Origin of the sequence: Streptomyces bauhiniae (assembly GCF_004784475.1) — a bacterium.
GTDB lineage: Bacteria > Actinomycetota > Actinomycetes > Streptomycetales > Streptomycetaceae > Streptomyces > Streptomyces seoulensis.
In genome coordinates, this window is record NZ_SRRT01000004.1 from 502,142 (window position 1) to 529,049 (window position 26,908).

The 26,908-nt window shown below is 72.7% G+C and carries 19 protein-coding genes; 8 read left to right on the forward strand and 11 right to left on the reverse strand.

Annotated features, from left to right (window positions below):
* Window positions 1-4: 4 nt before the first annotated feature.
* From E5083_RS16140 to E5083_RS16170, 7 genes are read right to left on the reverse strand one after another with little or no spacing between them, the layout of a single operon-like run.
* Entirely contained in the window at window positions 5-853 is an 849-nt protein-coding gene (locus tag E5083_RS16140) for an SDR family oxidoreductase (RefSeq protein WP_135786386.1), read from the reverse strand.
* Complete coding sequence (locus E5083_RS16145; protein WP_135786387.1) at window positions 850-2,175, reverse strand: MFS transporter; 1,326 nt, start codon at window positions 2,173-2,175, stop codon at window positions 850-852. Before E5083_RS16145 ends, E5083_RS16140 begins: the two co-directional genes overlap by 4 nt.
* Window positions 2,172-5,285, reverse strand: a complete 3,114-nt coding sequence (locus E5083_RS16150; RefSeq protein ID WP_135786388.1) for a condensation domain-containing protein — start codon at window positions 5,283-5,285, stop codon at window positions 2,172-2,174. Before E5083_RS16150 ends, E5083_RS16145 begins: the two co-directional genes overlap by 4 nt.
* Window positions 5,282-6,403: a MupA/Atu3671 family FMN-dependent luciferase-like monooxygenase gene (locus E5083_RS16155; protein ID WP_135786389.1), complete on the reverse strand. Its 1,122-nt coding sequence runs from the start codon at window positions 6,401-6,403 to the stop codon at window positions 5,282-5,284. Before E5083_RS16155 ends, E5083_RS16150 begins: the two co-directional genes overlap by 4 nt.
* Window positions 6,396-9,431 (reverse strand): type I polyketide synthase, encoded by a 3,036-nt coding sequence (locus E5083_RS16160; protein WP_167513550.1) that lies wholly within the window; start codon window positions 9,429-9,431, stop codon window positions 6,396-6,398. Before E5083_RS16160 ends, E5083_RS16155 begins: the two co-directional genes overlap by 8 nt.
* Window positions 9,428-12,523 carry a non-ribosomal peptide synthetase gene (locus E5083_RS16165; protein ID WP_135786391.1) on the reverse strand — a complete coding sequence of 1,032 codons (3,096 nt, stop codon included), beginning with the start codon at window positions 12,521-12,523 and terminating at the stop codon, window positions 9,428-9,430. Before E5083_RS16165 ends, E5083_RS16160 begins: the two co-directional genes overlap by 4 nt.
* Complete coding sequence (locus E5083_RS16170; protein WP_135786392.1) at window positions 12,510-12,821, reverse strand: phosphopantetheine-binding protein; 312 nt, start codon at window positions 12,819-12,821, stop codon at window positions 12,510-12,512. The genes E5083_RS16165 and E5083_RS16170 overlap by 14 nt, the downstream gene beginning before the upstream one ends.
* 304 nt (window positions 12,822-13,125) lie before the next feature.
* Between E5083_RS16170 and E5083_RS16175 the strand changes: the two genes are divergently transcribed.
* Window positions 13,126-16,266: a non-ribosomal peptide synthetase gene (locus tag E5083_RS16175; RefSeq protein WP_135786393.1), complete on the forward strand. Its 3,141-nt coding sequence runs from the start codon at window positions 13,126-13,128 to the stop codon at window positions 16,264-16,266.
* 43 nt (window positions 16,267-16,309) lie between these two features.
* Window positions 16,310-17,014 carry a thioesterase II family protein gene (locus E5083_RS16180; protein WP_135786394.1) on the forward strand — a complete coding sequence of 235 codons (705 nt, stop codon included), beginning with the start codon at window positions 16,310-16,312 and terminating at the stop codon, window positions 17,012-17,014.
* 72 nt (window positions 17,015-17,086) lie between these two features.
* Here the strand turns inward: E5083_RS16180 and E5083_RS16185 are convergent, their stop codons facing one another.
* The 3 genes from E5083_RS16185 to E5083_RS16195 form a co-directional block, all read right to left on the reverse strand.
* Window positions 17,087-18,658 (reverse strand): amino acid adenylation domain-containing protein, encoded by a 1,572-nt coding sequence (locus tag E5083_RS16185; RefSeq protein ID WP_135786395.1) that lies wholly within the window; start codon window positions 18,656-18,658, stop codon window positions 17,087-17,089.
* A complete protein-coding gene (locus E5083_RS16190; protein WP_135786396.1) occupies window positions 18,655-19,677 on the reverse strand; it encodes an NAD-dependent epimerase/dehydratase family protein in 1,023 nt (340 codons plus the stop codon). The genes E5083_RS16185 and E5083_RS16190 overlap by 4 nt, the downstream gene beginning before the upstream one ends.
* 148 nt (window positions 19,678-19,825) lie before the next feature.
* Entirely contained in the window at window positions 19,826-20,761 is a 936-nt protein-coding gene (locus E5083_RS16195; RefSeq protein WP_135786539.1) for an NADP-dependent oxidoreductase, read from the reverse strand.
* Window positions 20,762-20,848: 87 nt separating this feature from the next.
* Between E5083_RS16195 and E5083_RS16200 the strand changes: the two genes are divergently transcribed.
* Together E5083_RS16200 and E5083_RS16205 are read left to right on the forward strand one after the other, a co-directional pair.
* Entirely contained in the window at window positions 20,849-21,802 is a 954-nt protein-coding gene (locus E5083_RS16200; protein WP_135786397.1) for a GlxA family transcriptional regulator, read from the forward strand.
* A 113-nt stretch (window positions 21,803-21,915) separates the two neighbouring features.
* Window positions 21,916-22,611, forward strand: a complete 696-nt coding sequence (locus E5083_RS16205) for a type 1 glutamine amidotransferase domain-containing protein (protein ID WP_135786398.1) — start codon at window positions 21,916-21,918, stop codon at window positions 22,609-22,611.
* Between the two features lies 1 nt (window position 22,612).
* On the opposite strand, the gene E5083_RS16210 is transcribed toward E5083_RS16205, so the two are convergent.
* A complete protein-coding gene (locus tag E5083_RS16210; protein WP_135786399.1) occupies window positions 22,613-23,005 on the reverse strand; it encodes a nuclear transport factor 2 family protein in 393 nt (130 codons plus the stop codon).
* A gap of 55 nt (window positions 23,006-23,060) precedes the next feature.
* Here E5083_RS16210 and E5083_RS16215 point away from each other — a divergent pair, with 55 nt between their 5' ends.
* The 4 genes from E5083_RS16215 (at window position 23,061) to E5083_RS16230 (ending at window position 26,761) form a co-directional block, all read left to right on the forward strand.
* A complete protein-coding gene (locus tag E5083_RS16215; protein ID WP_135786400.1) occupies window positions 23,061-23,618 on the forward strand; it encodes a PadR family transcriptional regulator in 558 nt (185 codons plus the stop codon).
* A gap of 330 nt (window positions 23,619-23,948) precedes the next feature.
* Entirely contained in the window at window positions 23,949-24,482 is a 534-nt protein-coding gene (locus E5083_RS16220; protein WP_135786401.1) for a hypothetical protein, read from the forward strand.
* 114 nt (window positions 24,483-24,596) lie between these two features.
* Window positions 24,597-25,766 carry a hypothetical protein gene (locus tag E5083_RS16225; protein WP_135786402.1) on the forward strand — a complete coding sequence of 390 codons (1,170 nt, stop codon included), beginning with the start codon at window positions 24,597-24,599 and terminating at the stop codon, window positions 25,764-25,766.
* A 74-nt stretch (window positions 25,767-25,840) separates the two neighbouring features.
* On the forward strand, window positions 25,841-26,761 hold the full coding sequence (locus tag E5083_RS16230; protein WP_135786403.1) for a hypothetical protein: 921 nt from the start codon (window positions 25,841-25,843) through the stop codon (window positions 26,759-26,761).
* The last annotated feature ends 147 nt before the right edge of the window (window positions 26,762-26,908 follow it).

Below are 26,908 nucleotides of genomic sequence, written 5' to 3' on the forward strand. Positions count from 1 at the left end.
GGCGTCACCGGGCCGAGTAGCCGGCGTCGACGGTCAGGGTGGTGCCGGTGACGCGGCGGGAGCCGTCACCGGCGAGCCAGAGCGCGGCGGCCGCCACGTCGGCCGGGTCGACCAGGGTGTTCATCGGCTGGTCGGCCATGAACAGTTCCTCGTGCTCGGCCGCCGGTACGTCGAGCGCCCGGGCCACCTCGGAGAGCATCCGGCCGTCCATCGCGGGTTCGTCCCGGATGTTGCCGGGGCACACCGCGTTGACCCGCACGCCGTACGAGGCGTAGTCGAGGGCACTGGCCTTGGTGAGGCCGACCAGCCCGTGCTTGGCCGCGACGTACCCGGCGAAGTTGCGGTAGCCGACCAGGCCCGCGGTGGACGCGATGTTGACGATCGAGCCGGAGCGGCGCTCGACCATGGCCGGGGCGAACACCTTGGTGGCGCGCCACGCGCCCCCGAGGTCGATGTCCACCATGAGCTGCCAGTCCTCCTCCGGCGTCTCGTGCACCGGCCGCCCGGAAGGCGCCACGATGCCCGCGTTGTTGACGAGCACGTGCGGCGCCCCGAAGCGGTCGTGCGTCCGCTCGCGCAGCTCGGTCAGGGCCGCGAGGTCCCGGACGTCGACGGCGGCGGTGAGCACGTCGGCGCCCTGGCGGCGGCAGGCGTCGGCGGTGTGCGCGAGCTGGCTCTCGGAGCCCAGCGGATAGGGGACGCCGGGAATCCCGGCGGCCACGTCCAGCAGGACCAGGTCGGCGCCCTGGGCCGCGAAGGCGAGCGCGCAGGCGCGCCCGGCGCCACGCGCGGCGCCCGTGATCACGGCCGTACGTCCTTCGAGGGTGCCGTCGGCCGGGTGTACGGCGGTCATCGGGCGCTCGCCCCCTCGTCCAGTCTGGTGCCGGGGTCCGCGTCGGGCGCGGGCGCGTCCACCGGGTCTGCGCTGCCGGGCCGCTCGTCCATGGCGCGCAGCGCGGGCCACCGCCAGCTCACGGCGATCAGGACGAGATAGACGAGGGAGAAGCAGAGCATCGGGACGCGCAGGCCGGCCAGGTCCACCAGCCACCCGGCGGTCAGCACGCCGAGCGGGGCGGAGGTGAGGGCCATCGCGCCGGTGAGGCCGAAGACCCGGCCGCGCAGCTCCTCGGGGACCCGTTCGAGCATGACGGTCGAGAGCATCGGGTTGAGCGGACCGCCGGCCACGCCGACCAGGAAGCAGATCACGGTCACGCCGACGGCGCCGGGCTCCAGGTAGAGCGACATGCGCAGCACGGCGACCACCGCGAAGCAGCCGAACAGCGTGTAGCGGCGGTTGGAGAGGATGTTCCGGCTGGCGGGCCCGTACAGGAAGGTGCCGACGATCGCGCCGATGCCGACCGCGCCGAGGAACCATCCCATGGCCGCACTGCTGTGCAGCACGTCCTGGGCGTACACCGGCAGGAACAGCGGGGTGAAGGCGTCGTCGAGGAAGTTGGTGACGACGACGAAGGCGGTCATCGCGCCGATCACCGGCATCGTCCGCACCAGGGCAGCGCCTTCGCGGAGCTGGCCGAAGAAGCCGGGTCCGGCGGTCCCGTCGCCGCGGGGCCCGGCGGACTCGGCGACCGGCACCGCGAACGCGACGAGCGCGGCGGCGACGAGGAAGGTCGCGGCGTCGACGTACATGCCGACGGCCGAGCCGGTCGCCGCGATCAGCACGCCGGCCAGCGGCGCGCCGGCCACCAGACCGAGCCTGGGGGCCGCCTGATACCAGGAGTTGACGCTCTCCAGCCGCGCCCCGGCGCCCTCGATGACGGGCTTGAGCAGCGCCATCCGGGCGGCCGTGGCGGGGGTCGCCACGACCGTACGGGCGAACAGCAGGGCGAGCAGCAGCGGGATGGGCAGCCCGACGGTGGCGTCCAGCAGCGGCACCAGCAGGACCAGGATTCCGGCGGCGAAGTCGGACAGCACGCTCAGTCTGCGTCCGCCGAACCGGTCGACCAGGACACCGCCGACGGCGCCCGCGAAGATCAGCGGCAGGGCGCCGATGAACCCGGCGAGTCCGGTGGTCGCGGTCGAGCCGGTGGTGTGCAGGACGTACAGCGGGACGGTCACGACCGTGATGGCGTTGCCGAAGGCCGACAGGTACTGGGCCGTCAGCAGGGCGACGAGGGGGCTGCGGCGCGGGGCCGCCGTCGCGGCGGGCTCGGTCATACCTGCTCCCCCTGCCGCTCGCGTCGCTCCCGGTTGAGCCGGGCGAAGAGGCGTTCCATGCTTTCCTCGGTCACTCCGGTCACGCCGGGAAGGCCGTCCTGGTCCGGGTCCTGCGAGTCCCCCGCGAGCAGACCGCGCAGTTCGCGGACCGCGGCCTCGGCGGCCTCCTTGACGGCGGCGGCGTCCACCGCTCCGGGGTTGTACAGCCAGCGCAGTACGGCGTGGCCGTCGCGCACCTGGACCGCGATGTCCACGTCCACCTCGCGCTCGACCTCGCCGTTGCCGGTGGCGGCGGTCTGCGCCGAGGCGGTGAAGGGGCCGGCCGAGCCGTCGACCGGGTCCGTCAGCTCACCGAGGTGGTTGACGATGACCCGGGGCCGTTCCAGGGCCGCGAACTCCGCGCGCAGACCGGGGTCGGCGGCGCAGCCCAGCAGCCCGAACGTCTTGCCGGAGTCGGGGATGCCGCGCAGCGCGGTGACCGTGGCGCGCAGGTCGTCCTCCGCCGGGCCGCCGGTGAGCGGCACCCGGAAGGGGTGGGCGGCCGAGTAGAACCCGACGGCCCGGTCCGGGTCCCAGTCGGGCAGCGCGGCCAGCGGGTCGCGGCCCAGGCCGATCAGCCACACCGACGGCTGCTCGTGCGGCGCCCAGGGGCCGAGCGCACGGGCGACGGCGGTGAGGGCCGCGGCCTGGAGCGTGCCGTGCCCGTCCGGGGGCAGCGGCACCGACACCTCGAACTGCCGCTCACCCGCATAGGTGTTGGGGCCGTCCAGCCGCCAGCGGTACTGTCCTGCACCGGCCGACTGCGCCCGCCAGTACCCGGCGTGCGGTGCCGGGTCGAGGGCCCGTACGACGGCGGCGTGCTCGGCGTAGCCGGCCCGTTCGGCGGCCAGGGGCTCGCCCCGGTAGGCGGCGGCCAGGTCGGCGAGGACGATGCCCCAGGACATGCCGTCGATGACGAGGTGGCTCGCGCCGATGACGACGCGGTCGGCCTCTCCGGGGCCACCGGGCAGGTGGCTGACGGCGAACAGCGGACCGGCGGCACGGTCAAAGCGGGCCCGCTGGGCGTCCACCACCTGGCGCGGGTCGGTTCCGGCGGCCTCCGCCGACCAGTACCAGTCCGCGCCGGGCACCAGCCGGGCGCCGAGGGTGTCGTCGGGGCGCACGGCGGTGGTCAGCGTGGGATGGGCGCGTACCACGTCCGCGGCCGCCCGGCGCAGGCGCTCGGCGTCCAACGGGCCGTCGGCGGTGAGGACATGGGTGTGCGAGAGGTCCTCGACGCGGGACAGGCCGCGGCCGAGGAGCATCTCCTGCTCGGGGCCGGCCGGCCCGACGGGCGGGACCGGCGCGTGGTCTGCCGGGGTGTCGCGGCGGGCGGCCAGGGCCTGGGCGAGTCCGGCCGGGGTGGGGTGGGTGAAGACGTCCTTCAGGGTGACGGTGAAGCCGTCGGCGCGCAGGGTGTGGGCGAGCCGGACGGCGAGCAGCGAGGTGCCGCCGCTGGTGAAGAACACCGCGTCGGGGCCGGGCGGTTCGGTGCCGAGGACCTCGGTCCAGGCCGCGGTGACCCGGGCGAGGATCTCGGCGGCGACCGGTCCGGCCGGGGCGGCGCCGGGCGCGGTGCCGCCGTCGAGCAGCGGGGCGGGTGGCGCGGGCAGGGCCGGGACGGGGCGCCGCAGCGGCTGGTCGGGGTGCCGGGTGAACTGCTCGATGAGCTGGAGCAGACGGTCGGCCATGGCGGCGACGGTCGCGTGCTCGAACAGCGCCGTGCGGTACTCGATCCGTCCGTAGACGGTCGTCCCGACCCGCCACCAGGCCGTCGTCAGGTCCATGGTGGAGATGCCCTCGGGCACGGCGTTGGCGTACACCTCGGCGCCCGGCAGCTCCAGGGTCTGCGAGTCGTCGAGGTCGAGCTGCACCAGCATGGTCTGGAGCAGCGGGTACTGATTGGTGGCGCGGTCCGGGGCGGCGGCCTCGACGATCTCGCCGAAGGGCACTTCCCGGTGGTCGGCCACGGCGGCGGCGGAGGCGGCGACGGCCGCGAGCACGTCCTTGGGCGCCGGGTTCTCCGGCAGCTTGATCCGCAGCGGGACGCTGGTCAGCAGGAACCCGATCAGCGGTTCCGCCTCCGGCTCGTTCCGGGTGGAGGTGGGGATGCCGATGATCAGGTCGCGCTGGCCGGTGACCTCGTACAGCAGCGCGGCGTACACGGCGGTCATCGCGGTGGCGGGAGTGGTGCGGGCCTCCCGCGCGTGCCGGAAGAACGCCTCGGCGACCGTGCCGTCGAGCGTGAAGTTGTAGTGCTCGCCGTGGTGGTCGGTGGTGTCGGGGCTGTGGTCGTAGGGCAGCGCGAGGCGCTGGGGTACGCCGTCCAGGAAGGTCCGCCAGAACGCCCGGTGTCCGGCGCCGTGCGGACCGGCGAAGCGTTCCCGCTGCCAGTGCGCCCAGTCGCCGAACTGGACCGGCATCTCGGCCACGCGCGGCGCGCGTCCCTCGGCCAGCGCCCGGTAGTGCTCCAGGAGTTCCTCGTTGAGGCGCACGTAGGACCACTGGTCGACGAACGAGTGCGGCATGGTCTCGACGATCTGGTGGTCGTCCTCGGCCACCTTGGCGACCGCGAGACGCAGCACCGGGTCGGCGGCCAGGTCGAAGGGGCGGCGCACCTGCTCGGCGATGAACTCCGTCCGGCGCGCCTCCACCTCGTCGGCCGGTACCTCGGTGGTGTCGTCACGCGTCAGGTCGGTGTAGGTGAGGTCGGCCCGCCGGTCGGGGTGCACCCGCAGGAAGGGCCGGCCGTCCTCGGACTCGGCGCCGGAGCGCAGGAGTTCGTGGCGGCTGACCAGGCTGTCCGCCGCGCGCCGGAAGAGTTCCCGGTCGAAGGCGCCGCGCACGCGGAGCCCGTAGCCGAGGGTGTAGGTGGTGGTTCCCGGATCGAGCTGGTCGAGAATCCACAGGCGTTCCTGGTCCATGCCGAGCGGGAACCGGTCGCGCGGTCCGGGCCTCGGGCGCAGTACCGGGCCGTTGCGGGCGGCGAGCCGGCTGGTGAGCGCGGCGCGCTGGGCGGGGCTGAGCCGGGCGAGCCGGGCCGTCAGCCGCTGGTCTGCGGGCGTGCTCATGCGGTCCTCTCGACGGCGGGGACACCAAGGTGGAAGAGGGCGGGGAGCGCCTTCAGGACGTCGGCGGCGGGCAGCCCGAAGTCGATCAGGCACCCCACCTCGTCGGCGCCCGCCTCGGCCAGGTCGGCCAGGACGGACCGGGCCTTGGCCGGGCTGCCGAGGAGCGAGGGGCCGGTCAGGAAGTCCAGGTAGGCGTTCTCCAGCAGCACGAGTTCATCGCTGCTCCCCGTCTGGTTGCGGAAGGACCGCAGGTAGGAGTGCATGGCCGGGCGGAGGAAGTCCTCCAGGTCCGGCCGGTCGCTGACGTACGCGTGCGCCATGACGACGACGTCGCCCTCGCCGGGGTGTCCGGCGTCCTGCCATGCCTGCCGGTAGCGGGCGATGTTCTCGCGCAGGGCGGGCATCGTCTGCCCGAGGAGCGCGGTCGCCACCCCGTACCCGGCCTTGGCGGCGGTGACGAAGGTCTGGGGTGTGCCGGTGGCGGTGAGCCAGACCGGCAGCTCCGGCTGGACGGGCCGGGGCCGGGTCAGGACCTGGGTCGTGGTGCCCGCGGTGGAGGGGTACGGCAGGGTCTCGCCGCGCCAGAGCGCGCGGATGTCCTCGATGGTGCGGCCGGTGACCTCGCGCCGGTCCTGGTAGTCGGCGCGGGCCAGGGCGAAGTCGTCCGGGTGCCAGCCGCTGCCGAAGGAGAGGCCGACCCGGCCGCCGGAGAGGCCGTCGACGACCGCCCATTCCTCGGCGACGCGGGCCGCGTGGTGCAGCGGGGCGGCCACACTGCCGGCGCGGATGCGGATGGTGCTGGTGCGGGCGGCGACCGCGGCGGCCAGCACCGACGGGTTGGGCGAGAAGCCGCCGAACTCGACGAAGTGGCGCTCCGGGAACCACACGGCGTGCTGGCCCGCGGCGTCGGCGGCGGCCGCCGCCTCCAGCACGAACGCGTAGTAGCTCGCGGCGTCGGCGTGGTCGGCGCTGGCGAAGAAGTACAGGCTGCGGCGCAGCTTCTCGGAGAGTTCCGCCGGGCCGCGCTGCTGTTCGGCGCGCCGGGCGCGCAGGCCCGCGCTGAGCTGGCGCCGTTGTTCCGGGGTCAGCGCGTCGAGGCGCGCGGAGAGATCACTCATGGCTGTTCTGGCCCTCCTCGCTCTCGATCTCCTCCAGCAGCCGCAGCAGGGCGACGTCGTCGCGTTCGGCCGCGAGTTCCTCGGTGCGGGCGATGAACCCGGCAAGGGAGGAGTTCTCGTACAGGTCCTGCAGCCGGATCTCCACCAGAAGGGCGTCGTTGACGACGCTGACCAGGTGGGCGGCGTGCAGGGAGGTGCCGCCGAGGTCGAAGAAGTTGTCCTCGGGGCGCAGTTCGGCGATGCCGAAGGTGTCCTGCCACAAGGCCCGGACGGCGTCGGCCGTCGACACGTCCCCGGACTGCTCCTCGGCGGTGACCGCGACGGGAACGACCTCGTCGGCCGCGGCGGTCAGGTCCGATACGGGCACGCCGGCCGGGGCTTCCAGGGGCTGGGGCTCCGGGGCCGCCACCCAGTGCCGCTGGTCGGCGAAGGGGTAGGCGGGCAGCGCGACGACGTGGGCGGGGCGGGCCGGGCCGGTGGGCGTGTGGCCCGCCGTCCACAGCGCCGCCAGGGCGCCGTACCAGTCGGCGGCCTCGTCGGCGCCGGCGCGGTCCGCCGCGTCGACGACGAGGAGATCGCGCCGCGCGGCGCTCGCCGCCCGGCGCACCTCGGCGGTGGCCGCGTGCGAGCGGTGCAGGCCGAGGACGGTGTCCGGGGCGGCGTCGAGCAGGGTGGCGACCGCGTCCGTGAACCGGACCGGGTTGCTCAACTGGCTTCCCCAGTAAGCCGGATCGACCGCCTGCGCGTCGGTGAGCAGCTTTCCGGTGAGCCCGGAGATGATGGGCACGGTGGGTGCCGAGAGGGTCAGGGTGGCGACGAACGTCTCGAACTCCTTGGCTGCCCCGGCCATGGCGCGCGAGTGGCCGGCGCGGGTGACCGGCAGGCGCGTGGTCCGGAGACCGGCCTCGGCGCAGCGCTCCTCGAAGGCGGCCAGCGCCGCTTCGGGACCGCCGCAGACGGTGTTGTCCGGCCCGTTGAGCACGCAGACGTCGACCTCCAGGCCGGCCGCGAGCCGTACGGCGGTCTCCTCACCGGCGCGCACGGCGGTCATCGTGCCGGGCTCGGCCGAGGCCATCAGCCTGCCGCGCCGTACGACGGCGGCCACCGCGTCGGCCACGGAGAAGACGCCCGCGTGGGTGGCCGCGGTCAGCTCGCCGACACTGTGTCCGAGCAGCAACGCCGGTGCGAGGCCGTGCCGTTCGGTGTGGCGCAGGCCCGCCAGGCCGAGGATCAGCAGCAGGGGCTGGACCACGGCGGTGTCGAGCAGGCGCGGGTCGTCGGCCGGCCAGTTCCGGGCGTCGGCGAGGTCGGGGCCGCCGGCCCGGCTCACCTCGGCGGCGAGTTCGGCCAGGTCGGCCGCGAACCGCTCGTCCACGGCGGCCAGTCCCGCTCCCGCACCGGCGAGGGGGACCCCCTGGCCGGGCAGCACGGCGGCGAGCCGGGGCGCGGTCAGGGCGCGACGGCCGCCGTTGCCGGTCAGGACGGTCAGCGCGGCCACGAGACGCTCGCGGGCCTGGGCGGGGTCGGCGGGCAGCGCGGTCGCCCAGCGCTCGGACAGCGCCCGGCGGTGGTGCCAGAGCGTGCCGGTGAGTTCGCCCACCGGCACCTCGGCGCCGTCGCCCTCCAGCCAGGCCGCCAGGTCGCGGGCCTTGCGCCGCAGCGCCTCCGGGGTGGCCGCGGACAGCGCGGCGATGTGCGGCTCCCGCCGCGCCGACGGCGCGGACTCGGCCGGCTCGGTGGGGCGGGGCGCCGCGGTCAGCAGGACATGGCAGTTGGTGCCGCCGAGCCCGAACGAGCTGACGCCCGCGGTACGGGGCCGGCCGTCGGGCCAGGGCCGGGCGACGCGGGGCAGCTCGAAGGAGGCGGAGCCCAGCGCCACGTCGGGGCCGTCGCCGGGCTGGGACGGGACCGGCGGCACCACGCCCGCCTCGACGGCGAGGACCGCCTTGATCAGGCCGATGACACCGGCCGCCGAGTCGCAGTGCCCGATGTTCGGCTTCACCGCGCCCAGGGCGAGCCCGGCATCGGCGGGCCGGCGTCCGTACACCTCGGCCAGCGCGGCGAGTTCGACTTGGTCCCCCAGGGTCGTGCCGGTGCCGTGCGTCTCGACGTAGCCGACGTCGGCGGGCTCCAGCCCCGCGACGGCCAGGGCCTCGCGCAGGACGTCGGCCTGGCCCTGCGGGCTGGGCGCGGTGGGGCTCATACGGGCGGCACCGTCGTTGTTGACGGCACTGCCCAGCAGGTGGGCGCGGGCGTTCTCGCCGGTTCCGGGCAGGTCGGAGACCCGGCGCAGCACCACGATCCCGGCGCCGCTGGAGGGCACCGTGCCGGCCGAGCCCTCGGTGAAGGCGCGGCACCGGCCGTCGGGCGAGGTGATGCCGCCCTCGGTGAAGACGTAGCCCTGCTCCTCGTCGAGGTGGACGGTGGCTCCGCCCGCGATCGCGATGTCGCACTCGTAGGTGAGCAGGCTGCGGATGGCCTGGTGGACGGCGACGAGGGAGGTGGAGCAGGCGGTCTGGACCGTGATGGCGGGGCCGGTCAGCCCGAGCCGGTAGGCGAGGCCGGTGGCGAGGAAGTCGCGGGAGTTGCCGAGGGCGAGCTGTTCGGTGCCGAGGACGCGTACCGTCTTCTCGTCCTTGAGCACGTGCTCGCGGTAGTACGTCTCGCTGCCACAGCCCACGAACACGCCGATGCGGCCCGTGGCCCGCTCGGGGTCGATGCCGGCGTCTTCCAGGGCCTGCCAGGCCACCTCGGTGAGGACGCGGTGCTGGGGGTCGGTCGCGGCCGCCTGGGCGGGCAGCATGCCGAACAGGTCGGCGTCGAACCGGTCGAACCGGTCGATCTGGCCCGCGTGCAGGCCCCCGTCGGGCGCGTCGGCCCGCAGGGAGACGACGCCGTCGGTGACGGACTGCCAGAAGCTTCCGGGGTCGGCGCTGCCGGGCACGCGCAGAGACAGGCCGACGACCGCGACGGCGTCCGTCTCCTCGGCGCCCGTACTGGGGTCGTGGTCCTGGCTGTACTCGCTCACGCTTCCTCCTGGGTGGTCCGCCCGCCGGCGGGCGGACCGATGATCGCCGCGAGGCGGCGCGGGGTCGGGTTGCGGAATATGTGCTTGAGCTGGGAGCCCGGGAATCCGGTCGTGCGCTGGAGGGTGTTGAGCCGGACGGCGAGCAGTGAATTGCCGCCCAGCTCGAAGAAGTTGTCGTCGACGCCCACCGGGACGCCGAGGAGTTCCTGCCACACCCGTGCGAGCCGGTCGGCGGCGGCCGCGGGCTCGCGCGGGGCGGCGCCGGCCTCCGGCGGAGCGGGGTCGTGGCCGCGCGCCGGTTCGGGCAGCCGGGCCGCGTCGAGCTTGCCGTTGACGGTCAGCGGCAGCGACGGCACCGGGGTGAGGGTGGCGGGCAGCATGTGCGAGGGCAGCCGGGCGGCGAGCCACTGGCGCAGCTCGGCGAGGTCCGGCGCGGTGTCGGCGCCGACGAGGTAGGCGTCGATGCGCGCGGTGGCCGCGTCATGGGCGTCCCGGACGACCGCAGCGGCTCCGGTGACGGCGGGGTGCGCGAGAAGGGCGCCGCTGATCTCGCCCAGCTCGATGCGGTGGCCGCGGATCTTGACCTGGTCGTCGAGCCGCCCCAGGTGCTCCAGTTGGCCGTCGGGGAGGAGGCGGCCCCGGTCGCCGGACCGGTAGAGGACCTCCTCGGGGAGTCCGGCGGAGCTGCCGGGGACGAAGCGTCCGGCGGTCAGCTCGGGCCGGTTGAGGTACCCGGCGCTGACGCCGCTGCCGGCGACGTAGATCTCGCCGGGCACGCCGGGAGCCACCGGGCGGCCCTCCTCGTCCAGCACGTACAGCCGCCACCCCGGCAGGGCGGGGCCCACCGAGCGCGTCCCGGCGAGGGCGTCCGCCCGGGTCAGGTCGCGCCAGGTGCAGTGCACGGTGGTCTCGGTGATGCCGTACATGTTGACCACCCGGCACTCCCGCTCCGGGTAGCGGTCCATCCAGGGCAGCAGCATCCGGGGGTCGAGCGGCTCACCGCCGAAGATCAGCAGCCGGACGGATAGGGGGTCCGGCGAGGCCGCGTCGGCGGCCAGGAGCTGGGCGAAGGCGGACGGGGTCTGGTTGAGCACGGTGACGCGCTCGGCGGCGAGCAGGGCGTGGAAGCCCTCCGGGTCGCGGGCGACCCCGTGCGGTACGACGACCAGGCGGCCGCCGGTCAGCAGGCAGCCCCAGATCTCCCAGACGGAGAAGTCGAAGGCGAAGGAGTGGAAGAGGGACCAGACGTCGTCCGCGCCGAACCCGAACCCTTCCGGACCGGCCGTCGCGGCCAGCAGGGCGGCGACATTGCGGTGCCGGACCAGGACGCCCTTGGGGGTGCCGGTCGAACCGGAGGTGTGGATGACGTAGGCCACCCGCTCCGGGTCGGGGTCCGGCAGCGGGGTGTCGGCCCGTCCGGGTGTGGCGTCGGCGGGGATCAGCGTCAGGTGCGACGGCAGCAGTTCCGGGTCGCAGTCGGTCACGGCCGTGGTGAGGCCGGTGTCCTCGGCGACGAAGGCGAGCCGCTCACGCGGGTAGTCCGGGTTGAGGGGCACGTAGGCGGCGCCGGCCTTGAGCACCGCGAGCAGGGCGACGACCAGGTCGGTGCCGCGGTGCAGGCAGACGCCGACCCGGTCTCCCGCGCGCACCCCGGCCTCGGCCAGCGACCGGGCGAGCGCGGTGGCGCGCTGGTCCAGCTCGGCGTAGGTCAGGCTCCGGTGCTCGCCGCTGACGGCGACGTGAGCGGGCAGACGGGCGGCCTGCTCGGCGAAGAGCGCGGCGAGGTCGGCACCGGCCGTCAACGGCTCGGCGTGGGCGGCCGGTTCGGCCGCGGGGACGGTGGAGAGGCGCGCGAGGGAGGTGCTCGGGTTCTCGACCATGGCTGCGAGAGTGGTCTCCAGTTGGCGGCAGAAGCGGGTGGCCGCGGCGTCGTCCACCTCGGCCGCCCGGTGCCGCAGCAGGCCGCGCCGCTCACCGCCGAGGTCCTGCCGGATGTAGAGGGCGAGGGGGAACTGGGCGGGGCCGAAGCCGGGGTCCGGCAGCGAGGCCGCCGTCAGCTCGGGGGTGACGATGCCGGGCACCGTGCGGCAGGGGACGACGACCAGGGAGAGTCCGGCGCGGTCCGCGGCCGGCAGCACCGTCGACAGCGGCAGGTCGGCGTCCCGGTAGGCGGTCATGGCCCGACGGTGGGCGCCGCGCAGATAGTCGGCCACGGTCTGGTCGCCGCCGGTCTCCAGCGCGACCGGCACCGTGGCGCTGAAGTAGCCGACGGCACTCGCGTGGCGCGGTGTGCGGCGGGAGACGGTGGTGCCAAGCACGGGGCGCGCGGTGGCGCCGTTGCGGCCGAGGACCAGGCCGGCGACGGCAAGGATCAAGGAGTGTTGGGTGATGCCCAGTTCGGCGGCAAGTTTGCCCGCGCCGTCCCACACCGCGTCCCGGATCAGCAGGGGCACCGCGCCGGAGGGGCCGGCTTCGGAGGAGCTGCGGCCCCATTCCAGGGCCGCGGACACACCGGGCGCGAGCCGGCGGGCCAGCTCGGCGGCCCGCTCCCGCCGCTCGGGCGGCAGTTCGTGCCTGCCGAGGGACCACTGCGCGAAGGATTCGGCCGGCGGCTCGGGTACGTCGCCGAGAAACCACTGGGCGAGCACCGCCATGGAGGTCTCGTCCACGATCAAGTGGTGGGCCGTCAGGCAGAGATGCGCCGTACGGGAGTCGTGGCGGACGAGGACGACGCGCAGCAGGGGGCCGTCGTCGAGGTCGAACGGGCGCAGCGCCTCCCGGCGCAGGCGGGCGTGGGCGAGCGGTCCGTCCGGGTCGACGGGTGCCTCGGTCACGAAGAGCTTCGGGGGGCGGCGGGCCGGAGCGAACACCAGCTTCCCCCGCTCCTCCGTCACCCGCGAGCCCAGTAACGGGTGGGCGGCGAGCAGTGCGGCGAACCTGGCGTGGAGAGCGTCCTCGTCGAGAGTGCCGTCGACCCGCAGGAACAGCGCGGAGTTGTAGGTGGCGGGGTCCTCGGCGCTGCGGTCGGCCGCGTAGAGGTCGCACTGTCCCGGAGTGAGGGGCAGCACCGCCGGCCCTCTACTCACGGTCACCGGCGAGGACGGAAGCCGCGAGCGTGGCCGCGTCCGGGGCTTCCAGGATTTCCAGGTAGTCGAGCTCGCGGCCGGTGAGTCTGAATACCCGGTCGGCGAACAACACCGCCTTCAACGAGTCCCCGCCATTGGCAATAAACCCGGTGTTCACATCGGCTTCATCGCCGAGCATTTCTTTCCAGAGTGCGGCGAGCTCTTCCGTGAATACCACTTCTCGTGACACAGAACACCACCTACCAATGACTTCGACGGTGACTGCAGCCCGACGGGCCGCGAGAACGGGAAAGATCATCGCCATATCGGAAGGGAACTGTCAACCAACGATTTCGGGAGACGGGGCGATGAGAACCAGCCACCGGCCGAATTTACACAGGTGTTTTCGACGACCCGGCAGGGTAACGAGTCCAAAAGGGACGAAACTCGAACATTCCCACCGAGTCCACCCGTATCTTTTGGCATTCCCGTAAAGCCGATCCGCGAAGTACGCCGATGAGGTATGCGCCTTTCCATTCACCTGATAACCCCCTGATGGATCTTGACGACTTCGCGCGGGCCCACTTACGATCCGGAAATTCTCGCAGTCGACCGAATAAGGACGCCGAATGCAGAATCCTGCGACTCCCGGCCAGCTCCGTTTCTTCGTTCTCGACATGCAGCAGCCGCGGCCGGCCATCGTGCATCGCCTGACCGCCTCCGGGAGGGTGGACATCGACCGGCTGCTCGCGGCGGTGCGTGCCGTGCTGCGCGCCCAGCCCGCCCTGCGCGTGTCCCTGCGCATGGAGCCCGAGGGTCTGGTCCAGCACCTCCACCCGGTGTCCGAGGTGCCGGTCGACGTGCACGCCCTGCCGGCGGACGAGGAGGAGGCGCGGCGCGTTCTGGAACGTCAACTCGCAGCGCTGGGCGCCCCGTTCGACCACGCCGGCGCACCGCTGTGCCGTATCGCGGTGCTGCACCGCGCGGACCGGGCCCACCTGCTGTTCTCCGTGCACCACGGCGTCTTCGACGACGGCTCCGCCCCGGCCCTGCTCGCCTCGCTGACCACCGCCCACGGGTCGGGCCCGGACAGCCTCGCCGACGCCGAGCCGCCACAGGGTGCGCCGTCCCCCGAACGGCAGGACGTATTGCGGAAGTTCTGGGCCACCACGCTCGACCAGGCCCCCGAGAACTGCTCCCTCCCGCAACTGACGCCCGGCACGGACCGGGCCCGCGCGTCGGCCGCCACGCGGTTGCCCGACGCCCTCGTGGACCGCATGCGCGGCCGCACGGCGGAGACCGGGGCGAGCCCTTTCACCCAGGTGATGAGCGCCCTGGCCTGGGTCGCGGGGTGGTACGGCGGCACCGACGACATGGTCGTCGCGACGGTCAGCGGAGCCGAGCGGGACACCCGGGGCATCTCGGCCGTCGGCTGTCTGCAGAACACCATCCCGGTCCGGATCGGCCTGGCCGGCGCCACGACGGAGACCCTGCTCGACCGGACCCTGGAATCCCTCCTCGACGCGGTCGAGCACGCGGAGCTGCCGCTGGAGGAGATCCTGGCCGTGACCGGCGCCCCCAGACACCCCGACCGCAAGCCCTTCACCCAACTGATCTGCACGCAGGGCGAGTTGTTCACCGAGACGGTGGACGCCTCCGGACTGCGCTGGCGGATGGACCCGCCCGGCTCCGACCAGGTCGAGTACGACCTGAGCGTCACCCTGCTGCACGCCCCCGACGGCGGCGAGCACCTGGTCGTGGCCCACCCCCGCGCCGCCCTCGACACCGCGACCGCGGAACGCTTCCTCGGCCATCTCGTCGCCGCCCTGGACGCCCTGACCGCACCGGACGCCCGGCCCCTGACCACCTGCGACCTGCTGAGCGCGGGCGAGCGCGCCGAACTCGCGGCCCTCGCCGCCCCTGCGGCCGGCGTCGCCACCGAGCCGGTGCACCGCGTCATCCAGCACCGCGCGGACCGGCACCCGGCGGCCCCCGCCGTCCGCGCGGCCGGTGCCGAGCTGGACTACGCCACGGTGACCGCCCGCGCCCGCGAGCTGGCGGCGGCGCTCCTCGCGTCGGGCGTAAGTCCGGGCGACCGCGTCGCCATCCACCTGGACCGCTCTCCGGACCTGGTCACCGCCGTCCTGGCCACCTGGTGGGCCGGTGCCGCCTATGTGCCGCTCGACCCCGACCACCCGGCCGAGCGGCTGCGCTACGTCCTGCGGGACGCCGAGCCCGCCGCGCTGATCGCGCGGGCTCCCCTGCTGCCGGACCTGCCGACGCTGGCCCCGGACTCCTCCGCCCCGGCACCGGCGAGCTGGCCGGAGGTCGCCACCGACGCCCCGGCGTACGTCATGTACACCTCGGGCTCGACCGGCCATCCCAAGGGCGCCGTCATCCGGCACGACAACCTGTGCGCCCTGTTCGCGGCCTTCGACGCCGAGTTCCCCGAGGGCCCCGACGTCGTGCTGGCGGGCACCAGTTCGTCCTTCGACATCAGTCTCATCGAGCTGGTCTGGCCCCTGACCAGCGGCCGCATCCTGCATCTGACCAGCCACCGCACGGTGCTCCAGGACGTACCCGACCCCGACGGCGCGTTCTACCAGTGCACCCCCTCCGCCGCCCGGCTGCACACCACCTCGCGGGAGGGCCGCGCGTTCCTCGGCCGGCTCGGCGCTCTCCTGGTCGGCGGCGAGCCGCTCGCCTCCGACCTCGCCGACGACCTCGCGGGGCTCGTTCCCGGCCCGGTGCTCAACGGGTACGGGCCGACCGAGGCCACGGTGTACACCACGCTGTGGCGGGTCGAGCCGGGCGCCCCCGTGCACATCGGCCTGCCGCTGCCGGGCGTGCGCTGCCATGTGGTGGACGCGGCCGGCCGTGATCTGCCGCCGGGCTGCCCCGGTGACCTGCTGATCTCCGGCACCGGCGTGGGCAACGGCTACTGGCGGCGCCCGGACCTGACCGCCGAGCGCTTCCCCGCCCTGCCCGGCGCCGGTACCGGGTACCGCAGCGGTGACGTGGTGTCCTACACCCCCGGCGCCGGGCTCAAGTTCCTGCACCGGGCCGACGAGCAGGTCAAGGTGCTCGGCCAGCGTATCGAGGCCGGGGAGATCGAGACCACGCTGCGCAGGCGTCCCGGTGTCCAGGACGCCGCCGTCGCACCGCTGCCGGACCTCACCGGCGTCGTCGCCTTCCTCGTACGGGAGGACGACCCCGAGGCGGGCCCGCTGCCCCGCCCGCTGCCCGCCGCCGTCGCGGCGGAACTGCGGCGCGGCACGGCCGACTGGCTCACCGGGGCCATGCTGCCCACCGCCTGGCTCGGGGTGGCCGACCTGCCCCGCTCCCCCAACGGCAAGCTGGACCGGCGGGTCCTCGCCGACTGGGCCGCCACGAACGCCGAGACGGCCAGGTCCGCACCGGTCTCGCTGCCGGGGACGGCCGCCGGTGCGGTCGTGGAGGTGTGGGAGCGCGTCCTGGGCGAACCGGTCACCGACGTCGGCGCCACCTTCTTCGAACTCGGCGGCACCTCCTCGGGCATCCTGCGGGTGCTGACCCTGCTGCGGGCCCGGCACCCCCACCTGCACGCGGCCGACCTGTTCCGGCACACCACCGTGCGCGCGCTCGCCGCGTTCCTGGACACCCTCGACGACGCCGGCCCGGAAGACGTCCTGGTCACCGCCGGTGCGGGCCCGGCTCCGGCCGAGGCGGGGACGGGCGCCCAGCGCGGTGCCCGCCGCGCCCGGGCCCTCGGCCGCTGGGCCCGCCGGTGACCCCCGCCCCCCGCTCCGCGTCCGCACGCCCCTGGAGTCCACGATGACGCTGTCCCTCATGTGCCTGCCCTACGCCGGAGGCGGGGCGGGAGTCTTCCGGCCCTGGCAGAACCAGCCCGACCTGCCGTTCCGCGTCGTCCCGGTACAGCTTCCGGGACGGGACGAATGGTTCGTCCAGGACCCCTGCACGACCATGGCGGACGCCGCGCGCGTCTGCGCCGGCCAGATCCGCGAAGCGGCGGACACCGGGCCGTTCGCCGTCTTCGGGCACAGCTTCGGCGCGCTGCTCGCGTACGAGACGGTCCGGCTGCTCGCCGCCGAGGGGGCGCCGCTGCCGGAACACCTGGTGGTCAGCGGGGCGGCGGCGCCCGACGTCGACCGCCCCAGGATGGACGGCGCAGCGCTGGACGACGACGCGTTCGTCGCCCGGCTGCGCGGCCTGGTCGGGTACGACCACGAGGCGTGGCACGAGCCGGAGTTGCGGGAGCTGCTGCTGCCCGCGCTCCGGGCCGACCTGGCGGTCCAGGACGCCTACGTCCCGTCTCCCGGCCCCCCGCTGCCCATGCCGTTGACCGTCCTGCGCGGCACCGGGGACGACCTGGTGCGCCACGAGGACGCGGCCCGCTGGGCGGAGTACGCCGCCTCGGGCGCGCACGTGGTGGACATGCCCGGCGGCCACATGTACTTCACCGAGGACTGGCCGCTGCTCTGGAAGACGCTCGGCACGCTGCTGGCCGACCACGGCTGACACTCCGCGCCCGAAAGGGCCGATGGGTTCCCGCACGGGTTCCCATCGGCCCTTTTCGCCGTCGTGCCCCAGTCAGTTCCGGATCGCGGCCAGTTGGTCCGCCAGCACCCGGCGGTCCAGCTTTCCGTTGTGGTTCAGCGGCAGTTCGGTCCGGTGCGTGAACCGGTGCGGCACCATGTAGCGCGGCAGGCGGGCCGACAGCGCCTGCCGCAGCTCGGCGGCCGGCCGGGCGGTACCGGTGTACGCGGCCTCCAGCCGGGTCTGCCCGTCCTCGTCGCGCAGGGCCACGACCGCCACCTGGCCGATGTCGTCCTGCTCCCGCAGTACCGCCTCGGCCTCGCCTATCTCCACCCGCTGGCCCATGATCTTGACCTGCTGGTCGAGCCGCCCGAGATGCACCAGGGTCCCGCCCTCCAGCACCTGGACCAGGTCACCGGTCCGATACCAGTGCTTCTCGTCCGGTACGTACGGACCGTCGGTCTCCACGGGGCGCCCCGAGGCGTCCAGGAACCGCCCCCGGTTGTCCTTCTCGTCGAGATACCCGGCGAACCGCTGGACGCCGCGCAGCCGCAGCTCGCCCACGTCGGCGGTCCGGCCGTCCTCGTCCACCACCTGGTGGTCGAGGTGGGGGTAGACCTCGCCGATGGGCAGCGTGCCGTTGGCCGTGTCCGGCCAGTCCTCCGTCCGGTCCGGCAGCCGGTACTGCGACGAGAGGATGGTCAGCTCGGTCGGCCCGTACACGTTCTCGATGACCGTGTGCGGTGCGGCCCTGCGCCAGGCTCGCGCCTGCTGCACCGTGAGCTGCTCACCGCCGAAGAGGGTCCAGCGCAGCGACGGCATCGAGCCGGAGGTGAGTCCGCCGGTCAGGTCGGCCATCGTGATCACGGAGGGTACGGAGAACCAGTGCGTGATCCCCTCACGGCCCACGAACCGGGCCGGCTTGGGGAGTTCGGCCCTCGGCGGCACGACCAGCGTGGCGCCCGAGCCCCACGCGCCGAACATCTCCAGGACGGACGCGTCGAAGGCCAGGCCGCTGTTCTGGGCCATCCGGCAGCCGGGCCCGAGCGCGTAGCGGTCGATGACGTACCGCAGGAAGGCGTCCATGCTGCGGTGCGCGATCGGTACGCCCTTGGGAGTCCCGGTGGAGCCCGAGGTGAAGAGCACGTACGCGATGTCCCCCGGCGCCACCTCGGCCGGGGGCAGCGGGTCCGGGGCCGTCCGGCCGTCGCGCAGCCGGGTCAGCAGGTCGTCGGACAGGAGCAGGGCCGGTATCTCCGGGCCCTCGGGAGCCGGGGCGCGGTCGGTCAGATGCAGTTCCAGGCCGGCGGTGCGCGCGATGGTGGCGAGCCGGGCCGGGGGGAAGGCCGTGTTCAGCGGGACCACGGCCGCGCCCAGCCGCAGCACCGCGAGCGCGGCCGCGTACGTCAGCACGCCCGGCGCGGTGGTCAGGCCCACCCGGCGTGGGGCACGGCCGCCGTGTGCGGTGAGGATCTCCGCGGCCAGGGCCGTGGCCAGCTCGTCCAGTTGCCGGTAGGTCAGCCGCTCGCCGCCCACCTCCAGGGCGACGAGGTCGGCGTGCTCCTGCGCCGACACGGCGAACCAGTCGTGCAGTTCACGCGGCGTGCCGTGCTCGCGTCCGGTCATCGGGTGCCCGCCTTCGCCTGCCAGGCGCGGAGTACGCCGCGCTCCTTCTCCGGGTCGATGCCGAGCGGGATGTCGCCCTGCCGGTAGGGCGTGTCGGACGGGCCGCGCTCGCGCAGCCACGCCCAGGTGTCGGTGACCGTCTCGCTCAGCGGGCGGCAGCGCAGCCCCGCGGCGACGGCCCGGTCGGGGGAAGCGGCCCAGGCACCGGCCATGGCAGGCTGTTCCGTCGCCCAGAACGGCAGCTCGGTCCACGCGCCCACCTCGTGCTCGCCGAGGAACTCCTCGTCGATCCAGACCGGTTGGGCCCCGGCCCCGGTCACCCGGGCGCACAGCTCCAGCAGTTCCCCGAGGGTCGTCGTGTCCTTGGGGCCGGTGACCAGGTAGTGCCCGGCGGAACCTTCCTCCAGCAGGTCCAGCGCGAACGCCGCGATGTCCCGGGCGTCGATGAGCTGGATCTTCTGGCCGGCCGCTCCTGGGGCGAGGACCTCACCGCCGCGTGCCATGCGCTCCAGCCACCAGAGCAGCCGGCCGGGCGTCTCGCGCGGGCCCACGATCAGGCCGGGGTTGAGGATGAGGACATCACCCTCGAAGTACTTCTCGACGGCCCGCTCGCACCCTGCCTTCAGGGCGTTGCCCGGCACCTCGTCCACGGCCGCGTCCGGCGGACAGGCGTGGCGTGCCGAATCCTCGCTGACGGGTCCGCCGGGCCAGTCGGAGTAAGCGTGGAAGGAGGAAACGAAGAGGTACGTTTCCGCGTGCCCGCTCAGCGCGCGAGCGGATTGCCCGACGGTACGGGGATGGAAACCACTGGTGTCGATGACCGCGTCCCAGGGCCCCGCCGCGGCCAGCACTTCCAGATCGGCGGAATTCTCCCGGTCGCCACGGAGGTTCTCCGCTCCCTGGATGTCCGGTCCGGACTTTCCACGGTTGAAGACGGTTAAGGTATGGCCGCGGCCGATTGCCTCCTGCGCAAAGGCTTGTCCCAGGAACACCGAGCCGCCAATGACGAGAATCCTCATTGCCACATGATCACGCAACTGCCGTCGCTTGACAAGGAATCAGGATTCCCGCCACCAGCCGTCGTCGCCTGCGGCACATTACCCTGCGCGGCGCGGAGTTTGTTCTCTACTCAACGACATAGCGGAATAATGGAAGCCGCATACCGTCTCAGGACTCAACGGTCAATACCAGCTTCCCCGTAACCCGCCCCGTCTCCCCCACCGCATGCGCCTTGGCCGCCTCCGCAAGCGGATACACCCCCTCGACATGCGCCCGCAGCGCCCCCGAAGCCGCCAGCCCGGCAATCGCCTTCATCCCCGCCTGATCCGCCTCCACAAGCAACGTCTCCACCCGCACCCCCCGAGCCTCGGCCTTGGCCGGCTCCTCCGGATCGGTACCCGGCAGCAGCGACACCAGCACGCCCCCAGGACGCAGCACCTCCAGCGAACGCACCCGCGTCTCCCCGGAGATGGTGTCGAGCACCACGTCGACGTCACCCACCGCGTCCCGGAAGTCCACCGACCGATAGTCGATCACCTCGTCCGCCCCGAGCGACCGCAGGAACTCATGCTTGGGCTCACTCGCCGTCCCGATGACGTACGCCCCAAGGGACTTGGCGATCTGCACCGCGAGATGACCGACGCCTCCGGCGGCGGCGTGCACCAACACCCGCTGACCGGGGCGAACTTGGGCCGTATCCACCAACGCCTGGTACGCCGTCAGCGCGGCCAGCGGCAGCGCGCCCGCCTGGACGTGGTCAATAGCGCCCGGCTTATGGGTGAAGGCGCGGGCCGGCCCGGTGACGTACTCCGCGTGGGCGCCGACGCCGTACGGGTAGGGCAGCATGCCGAAGACCTCGTCGCCGGGCTTGAAGAGGGTCACGCCGTAGCCGACCTCCTCGACCACGCCGGAGACGTCCCAGCCGAGGACCAGCGGGAGCCGGTCGAGGAAGAGGCCCCCGGTGCGGTGCTTCCAGTCGGTCGGATTGAGTCCGGCGGCGCGGACGGAGACCAGGATCTCGCTCGGGCCCGGCTTCGGGCGGGGCAGCTCGGTCTCCTTCAGGACGTCGGGGGTGCCGTACTCGTCCTGGCTGATGGCGCGCATGGTGGCGTGATTCGTCATACGTCCAGGTTCGCCCGAGCGGGGCCGACGTACCATGGCATGAATGCCATCTTTCAACGGGATCGTGCCATGACCGCTCCGCACCGCGTCGTCGTCCTCGCCCTGGACGGCGTCTACCCCTTCGAGCTGGGCATCCCCAACCGGGTCTTCGGCACGGCCTGGAGCCGCTACGAGGTGCTGACCTGCTCGGCCGACGGCGGCCCGGTCGCCACCAACGCCGACTTCTCGGTCGCCGTCGGGCACGGCCCCGAGGTGCTGGCGACGGCGGATACGGTCGTACTCCCGCCGTTCGACATCTCCCTGGTCCAGCGCGGTCTGCCGCCGAAGCTGGAGGCGGCGCTCGCGGCCGTACCGCCGGGCACCCGGATCGTCTCCATCTGCACCGGCGCCTTCGTCCTGGCCGCCGCCGGGCGCCTCGACGGCCGCCGCGCCACCACCCACTGGGCGCTCGCGGACACCTTCCGCGCCTGGTACCCGGCGGTGGACCTCGACCCGGACGTGCTCTTCGTCGACGACGGCGACCTCCTCACGTCGGCGGGCGCGGCCTCCGGGGTCGACGTGTGCCTGCACGTCGTACGCCAGGACCACGGCGCGGCCGTCGCCAACGACGTGGCCCGCGCGTGTGTCGTACCGCCCTGGCGGGACGGCGGGCAGGCGCAGTACATCCAGCACCCGGTGCCCGAGGAGCAGGCCAACGGCACCTCGGCCACCCGCCAGTGGGCGCTGGAGCGGCTGCACGAGCCGCTGTCGCTGGCCGACCTGGCCGGGCACGCCCGGATGAGCCTGCGCACCTTCGCGCGGCGGTTCACCGAGGAGGTCGGTACGAGTCCGGGGCGCTGGCTCATCCAGCAGCGCGTCGCCCGCGCGCGGCACCTGCTGGAGACCACCGACCTCGCCGTGGACGACCTCGCCGCACAGGTCGGCTTCGCCACCGGCACCTCGCTGCGCGAGCATCTGCACGCGGCGATCGGGGTGACCCCGCTGGCATACCGGCGGACGTTCCGGGGAGCCGGGGTGGAGTAGACGTCGCCGCAGGTCAGGGCAGCTTTAAGCTTCATCGGTGCTGCCGCGGGCACCCGTCTACGGTCGAGCGGGGAGCCGGTGCTCCCCGACCTCAGAGTGCTTGGAGAGACCTCATGTCGAAGATCCTTTTTGTCGTGACCGGCGCCGACCACTGGACCCTGGCCGACGGTACGCGGCACCCCACCGGCTTCTGGGCCGAGGAGGCCGTCGCGCCGTACGAGGCGTTCAAGAAGGCCGGTGACGAGGTGGTCGTGGCGACGCCGGGCGGGGTCGTCCCCACCGTCGACAAGGGCAGCCTCGCGCCGGAGGTCAACGGCGGCCAGGAGGGCGCCGACCGGATCGCCGCCGCGCTGGAGGCCGCGCCCGAGTTCAAGCACCCGGTGAAGCTGGAGGACGTGAACCTGGACGACTACGACGCCGTCTTCTACCCCGGCGGCCACGGCCCGATGGAGGACCTCGCCGTGGACGCCACCTCCGGCCGGCTGCTGGTCGACGCCCTGGACTCCGGCAAGCCGCTCGCCGTCGTCTGCCACGCCCCGGCGGCCTTCCTCGCGGCGACCCGGCCGGACGGCACCAACGCGTTCTCCGGCTACCAGGTCACCGCCTTCTCCAACGCCGAGGAGCAGCAGGCCGGTCTGGCCGACAAGGCCAAGTGGCTGCTGGAGACGCGGCTCGGCGAGGCGGGCGTGGACGTGCAGGTGGGCGAGCCCTGGGCGCCGAAGATCGTGGTCGACCGGAACCTGCTCACGGGGCAGAACCCGGCGTCCTCCGCGCCGCTGGCGGAGGAGGTCCTCAAGCGGCTGGGCTGACTCAGGCGCTGGCCGCCTCCTGGCTGATGCGCTCGAACTGCGCGCCCATCGCCTCGGACAGCGCCTGAGCCGCCGAGAGGGGGCGGACCATGACGGTGAAGTCGTCGATCCGCCCCTCCTCGTCGAAGTGCAGGAAGTCGCAGCCCTGGATCTCCCGGCCGTTCACCGTGGCCGTGAAGACGAAGGCGTGGTCCCGCCCGTCCGGGTTGGCGATCTCCTTCACGTACCGGAAGTCCTCGAACACCCGCAGCACGCCGCGCAGGATCGCGGCGGTGATCGGCTTGCCCGCGTACGGCTTGAAGGCGACGGGGCTGGTGAAGACGACGTCCTCGGCGAGGAGTGCCTCGATGGCGTCGGCGTCGCGGTTCTCCACGGCGGCACGGAAGGGATGCACAGGGTGCTCCTTACTCAACAAGTTGAATAGGTGTGTTGGAGAGTAGGGTGAGAACGTGACCCTGCGCAATGCGGTGATGGCCACCCTCCTGGAGGGCGAGGCATCCGGCTACGACCTGGCCAAGGGCTTCAACGCCTCGGTGGCCAACTTCTGGACGGCGACGCCCCAGCAGCTCTACCGCGAGCTGGACCGGATGGAGCGCGAGGGCCTGGTCACCGCGCGCCTGATCCGCCAGGACCGCCGCCCCGACAAACGCCTCTTCTCCCTCACCGACACCGGCCACGCAGCCCTCCGCGCCCACCTCGCCGACCCCCTCACCCGCCCCACCGCCATCCGCGACGGCCTCCTGGTCAAGGTCCAGTGCGCCGACATCGCCGATCCGGCCCCCGTCCAGGCCGACATCACCGCCCACATGGACTGGTCCCGCAACAAGCTCGCCGGCTACGAGCGCCTGCGCGAACGGCTGTTGGGCGCCCGCACTGAGGAGGAGTACCTCACGGAGGCGGACCGCGTGGGCCCGTACCTCACCCTGCTACGAGGCATCGCCTTCGAGGAGGAGAACCTGCGGTGGGGGGAGCTGGCGTTGCGGGTACTGGCGGCACGGTCTTCGTGAACTTCGCCAGGAAGACGGCGCATTCGGCCAGAGCGCCGCGAGCGTTCCATCTCACCCTGGACCACATCAGATCGAACGCGATCGAATAAGCAGTCCTTGAGATCCGGCGTCGATCAAGCACAGCGAACCCTCTATCGGCTGATCAAGTTCGAATCCCTATATCGAATGTCACGCCAGCCACCAGCACGAGAACTGGCAGGATTCCCCCTTCACGTCCGAGCCCCCCGAAACTCTAGTCTTGGGGAATACCTTGCCGTCTCGCCAGCAGGCAGTTGACGTACGCAAGAGTTCGATTCTCGAACACGTGAAGCACGCACCGGGGGGACTGTAATGACGGACCAGCTTTCGCTGGCCACTGTGGCCGGCACCACGCTTCCCCAGGTCTTCGGCTTCCTGTTCGGTCGACTGGAAGCGGTCCTCGACCGGCGCGCGCAATCCCGTGCGGAAGAGGAATTCCGCACGGCGCTCGCCGATCCGCCGGCCACTTTCACTCTTCAGACGGAGGCCCTGACCGAAGTCCGTCTTGCCCGTCTGGCCAGCGCGTCCCGAGAGCTGGCTGCCTACCGGCGCAACCCGGACCTGATCCGGCTCGACAACGAGGCCCTGGTACGGACACTGAGCGAGGTGCGTGACGACCTGGAGACCATCTACGACCAGCGCTTCACCTTTGCGGGCGAGCGACGCCCGACTGCCGGGGTCCGCGTCGTCCAGCACGTCGACAAGGTCAAGCAGGACGCTCTGGTACGAGCCCTTCGAGCGCGCCGAGTGACCGAGAAGGCATCCGTCGATGTCCAGCAGACCGCACGAACGGTGCTTCACGGCGGAGAACTCACCGCTCTGGACATCGAGGGCACGCTCGGATAACTCCTGATCGAACCAGCCCACCTATCCGCGCGACGGGGGTCGAAAATGCAGAGTGAACAATCGGAACCACATTCCGATGCCTCCACACCTGATCCACTGGGCCTGAAGTCGCTGTTGGACAGCGACGCGGTCGCCCACCTGCGCCAGCTCGCCCTGATGAACTTCGGCGAGATGGACGCCGTCAAGTTCAGTCTTGCTTTCGACACACCACTTGCACACGGCGAATACTCGGACGACTTCATGGAAGCCATACGTGCCATTTTTGTCACGCCCAAGGGAGGCGCGGACTTCGAGGCGGTCTACCAATCGTGGAAACAGCCCGGTTCGGTCGTCGTTCTCGCCGAAAGGCCAGGAAAGGGCCGCACCACCGCAGGCCGGGCCATGCTGGCCAGGCTGCGGCACGAGCAGCCGAGCGTGCGCGTCGGCCCGCTCGGGTTCGGCGTCTCCCCTGACTTCCCCGCGCATCGCCTCCCCCAAGTCCGCGACTGGGCCTACGTGATGGAACTGCCCCCGGACGAAGACGACTTCGAGGTTTCGGAGACCTTCGGCGCGACACTCAAGGGGTTACGCGACCAGTTGGCCCAGCGCAACGCGCGCCTTGTCGTGCTGACTACGCCGCAGCAGTGGCGGCGCGTCGGCACCGGCGCCCCGGACGACGTCCAGCCGGAACTCGGCACACCCGCGGCACTGGACATCGCGCGCAAGTGGCTGGAGGCGGAATCTCCAGGCTTCCCGGTCCGTCAGTGGCTCGATGACCGGGACATCGTGGCGCTGCTCGCCGGGCAGCCCCCGATGGAGGTACTGGAGATCGTCGGCCACATCCTGCAAGCCCACCGGGCCACCGACAGCAAGCCGCCGAACCTGGAATCCCTCGCGCGTAAACACAATCGTCGCACCAGCGACCCCTTCGATCGTCAGGTACTCAGTGTGCTCGCCGCGCGGGGCAACTGGCGTGCTCAGCTACTCGAGTGGCACCGCACAACCAGTCGCACGAGTTTCCAGCGCAACTTCCTCCTGTCCTGCTCCGCCTTGCGCGGCGCTCCGGTCGCCCATCTCTACGCCAGCGCAGCAGACTTGGGGAAGGCACTCGGCGAGCCCAAAGTCGCCTTGGAGGGGCAGCGGGAACCCGGGGTCATCGAGATGGTCGACTCCATCGACGCCGACCTGGCAGACGACGACACGGTCGTCTTCGGCCGGCCGGACTGGGACGGCCGGCGAGGAAGCATGACGCGGCGCTGGAGTACTTCTGGGTCGACCGCCCGCTGTCCCGTATCGAGTTCCTGAAATGGCTCGCCGACGCACCGTTGAAGACCAGCCGGGCGGCCCTGGACAGCCTCAGCGCGGAGCAGCAGCGGACGATGGCGCTGCGCATCGGCTCCTTCGCCGTTCAGTGGGCCGTACGCCAGCGGCGGCAGGAGCCGTTGCGACGGCTTGCGGAGAGCTGGAAGGGGCAGGCCCTGTGGCCGACCCTCGTCGATATCGTCGACTCCGCCAGCGTCCATGCCGCGAGCGCCTCCTACATCCACGAGATGCTCCTGCAATGGGCGCGTTCCAGTGTGACCGCCCAGCGTCTCGCCGCCGTGGAGGTGTGTTCGCGGGAGTTCGGCAGGCAGTACACCGTGAAGGCGCTGCGGCGTCTCCGCCACGCCGCCGCCGACCAGGACCCTGATGTACGCCGCGCGCTTCAGCGTGCGGTACACGAGCTCTGGTCCGAGCCCACCGCTCGCTCGACTCTCTTCTCCTACGTCGTCACCTGGTGCGGCGACGACGCGACGCGGCAGGCGGGGCGAGAGACGTTCCGTGCTCTGGCCTCCGCGACCGACGACACCGCCTCCGCCCTCCCTGTCCTGCTCACCCGTGACGGAGACAGCGGCTTCACCCCGTCGACGACCGACCTCACCACAGGCTGGCGAGCGGTGCTGCACGGTGCGCTCGGGCTGGAATCGGATGACGCGGATGCGGCTGCCGTCAGGCTTTGGCTGGACGCGACACGTCACTACCCCGGGCTGCTGGATGAGGTCCTGACGATCCTCAGCACGGCGGTACAGGACGAAACGGCCACGTCCAGGGAAAGTCCGAGGGACCGGCTACGGGCGATCGTCCGCACATGGGCCCAGGACCCGGACGCCGGACCCCCGCCGAACGGATTCGGCACCCCTTCGGACGCACCGGACCGCACGGAGGTGTACACGAAACTGACCCAGCTGCTCGACGACGGCCTCGTCGCGAGCTTCCACCGCAAGGTGTCCGAGAGCGGCGAAGTACGGATTCCGGCATGAGGTGGCCGGGCAGACACCGTTCCACGTCCGTACACGCGTTCACCGACGTGTGCGAAAGCCGGGACACGGGGCTCGCGTTCAAGGTGTCGGTCCGCGTCGAGTGGCATCCCTCGACACGAGGGCCGAAGCCGGCGGACGGCCCACGCA

Coding starts and splice junctions, on each gene's coding strand:
- E5083_RS16140 (WP_135786386.1), bottom strand. CDS start 853: ATGACCGCCGTACACCCGGCCGACGGCACCCTCGAAGGACGTACGGCC.
- E5083_RS16145 (WP_135786387.1), bottom strand. CDS start 2,175: ATGACCGAGCCCGCCGCGACGGCGGCCCCGCGCCGCAGCCCCCTCGTC.
- E5083_RS16150 (WP_135786388.1), bottom strand. CDS start 5,285: ATGAGCACGCCCGCAGACCAGCGGCTGACGGCCCGGCTCGCCCGGCTC.
- E5083_RS16155 (WP_135786389.1), bottom strand. CDS start 6,403: ATGAGTGATCTCTCCGCGCGCCTCGACGCGCTGACCCCGGAACAACGG.
- E5083_RS16170 (WP_135786392.1), bottom strand. CDS start 12,821: ATGGCGATGATCTTTCCCGTTCTCGCGGCCCGTCGGGCTGCAGTCACC.
- E5083_RS16175 (WP_135786393.1), top strand. CDS start 13,126: ATGCAGAATCCTGCGACTCCCGGCCAGCTCCGTTTCTTCGTTCTCGAC.
- E5083_RS16180 (WP_135786394.1), top strand. CDS start 16,310: ATGACGCTGTCCCTCATGTGCCTGCCCTACGCCGGAGGCGGGGCGGGA.
- E5083_RS16185 (WP_135786395.1), bottom strand. CDS start 18,658: ATGACCGGACGCGAGCACGGCACGCCGCGTGAACTGCACGACTGGTTC.
- E5083_RS16190 (WP_135786396.1), bottom strand. CDS start 19,677: ATGAGGATTCTCGTCATTGGCGGCTCGGTGTTCCTGGGACAAGCCTTT.
- E5083_RS16195 (WP_135786539.1), bottom strand. CDS start 20,761: ATGCGCGCCATCAGCCAGGACGAGTACGGCACCCCCGACGTCCTGAAG.
- E5083_RS16200 (WP_135786397.1), top strand. CDS start 20,849: ATGACCGCTCCGCACCGCGTCGTCGTCCTCGCCCTGGACGGCGTCTAC.
- E5083_RS16205 (WP_135786398.1), top strand. CDS start 21,916: ATGTCGAAGATCCTTTTTGTCGTGACCGGCGCCGACCACTGGACCCTG.
- E5083_RS16220 (WP_135786401.1), top strand. CDS start 23,949: ATGACGGACCAGCTTTCGCTGGCCACTGTGGCCGGCACCACGCTTCCC.
- E5083_RS16230 (WP_135786403.1), top strand. CDS start 25,841: ATGGCGCTGCGCATCGGCTCCTTCGCCGTTCAGTGGGCCGTACGCCAG.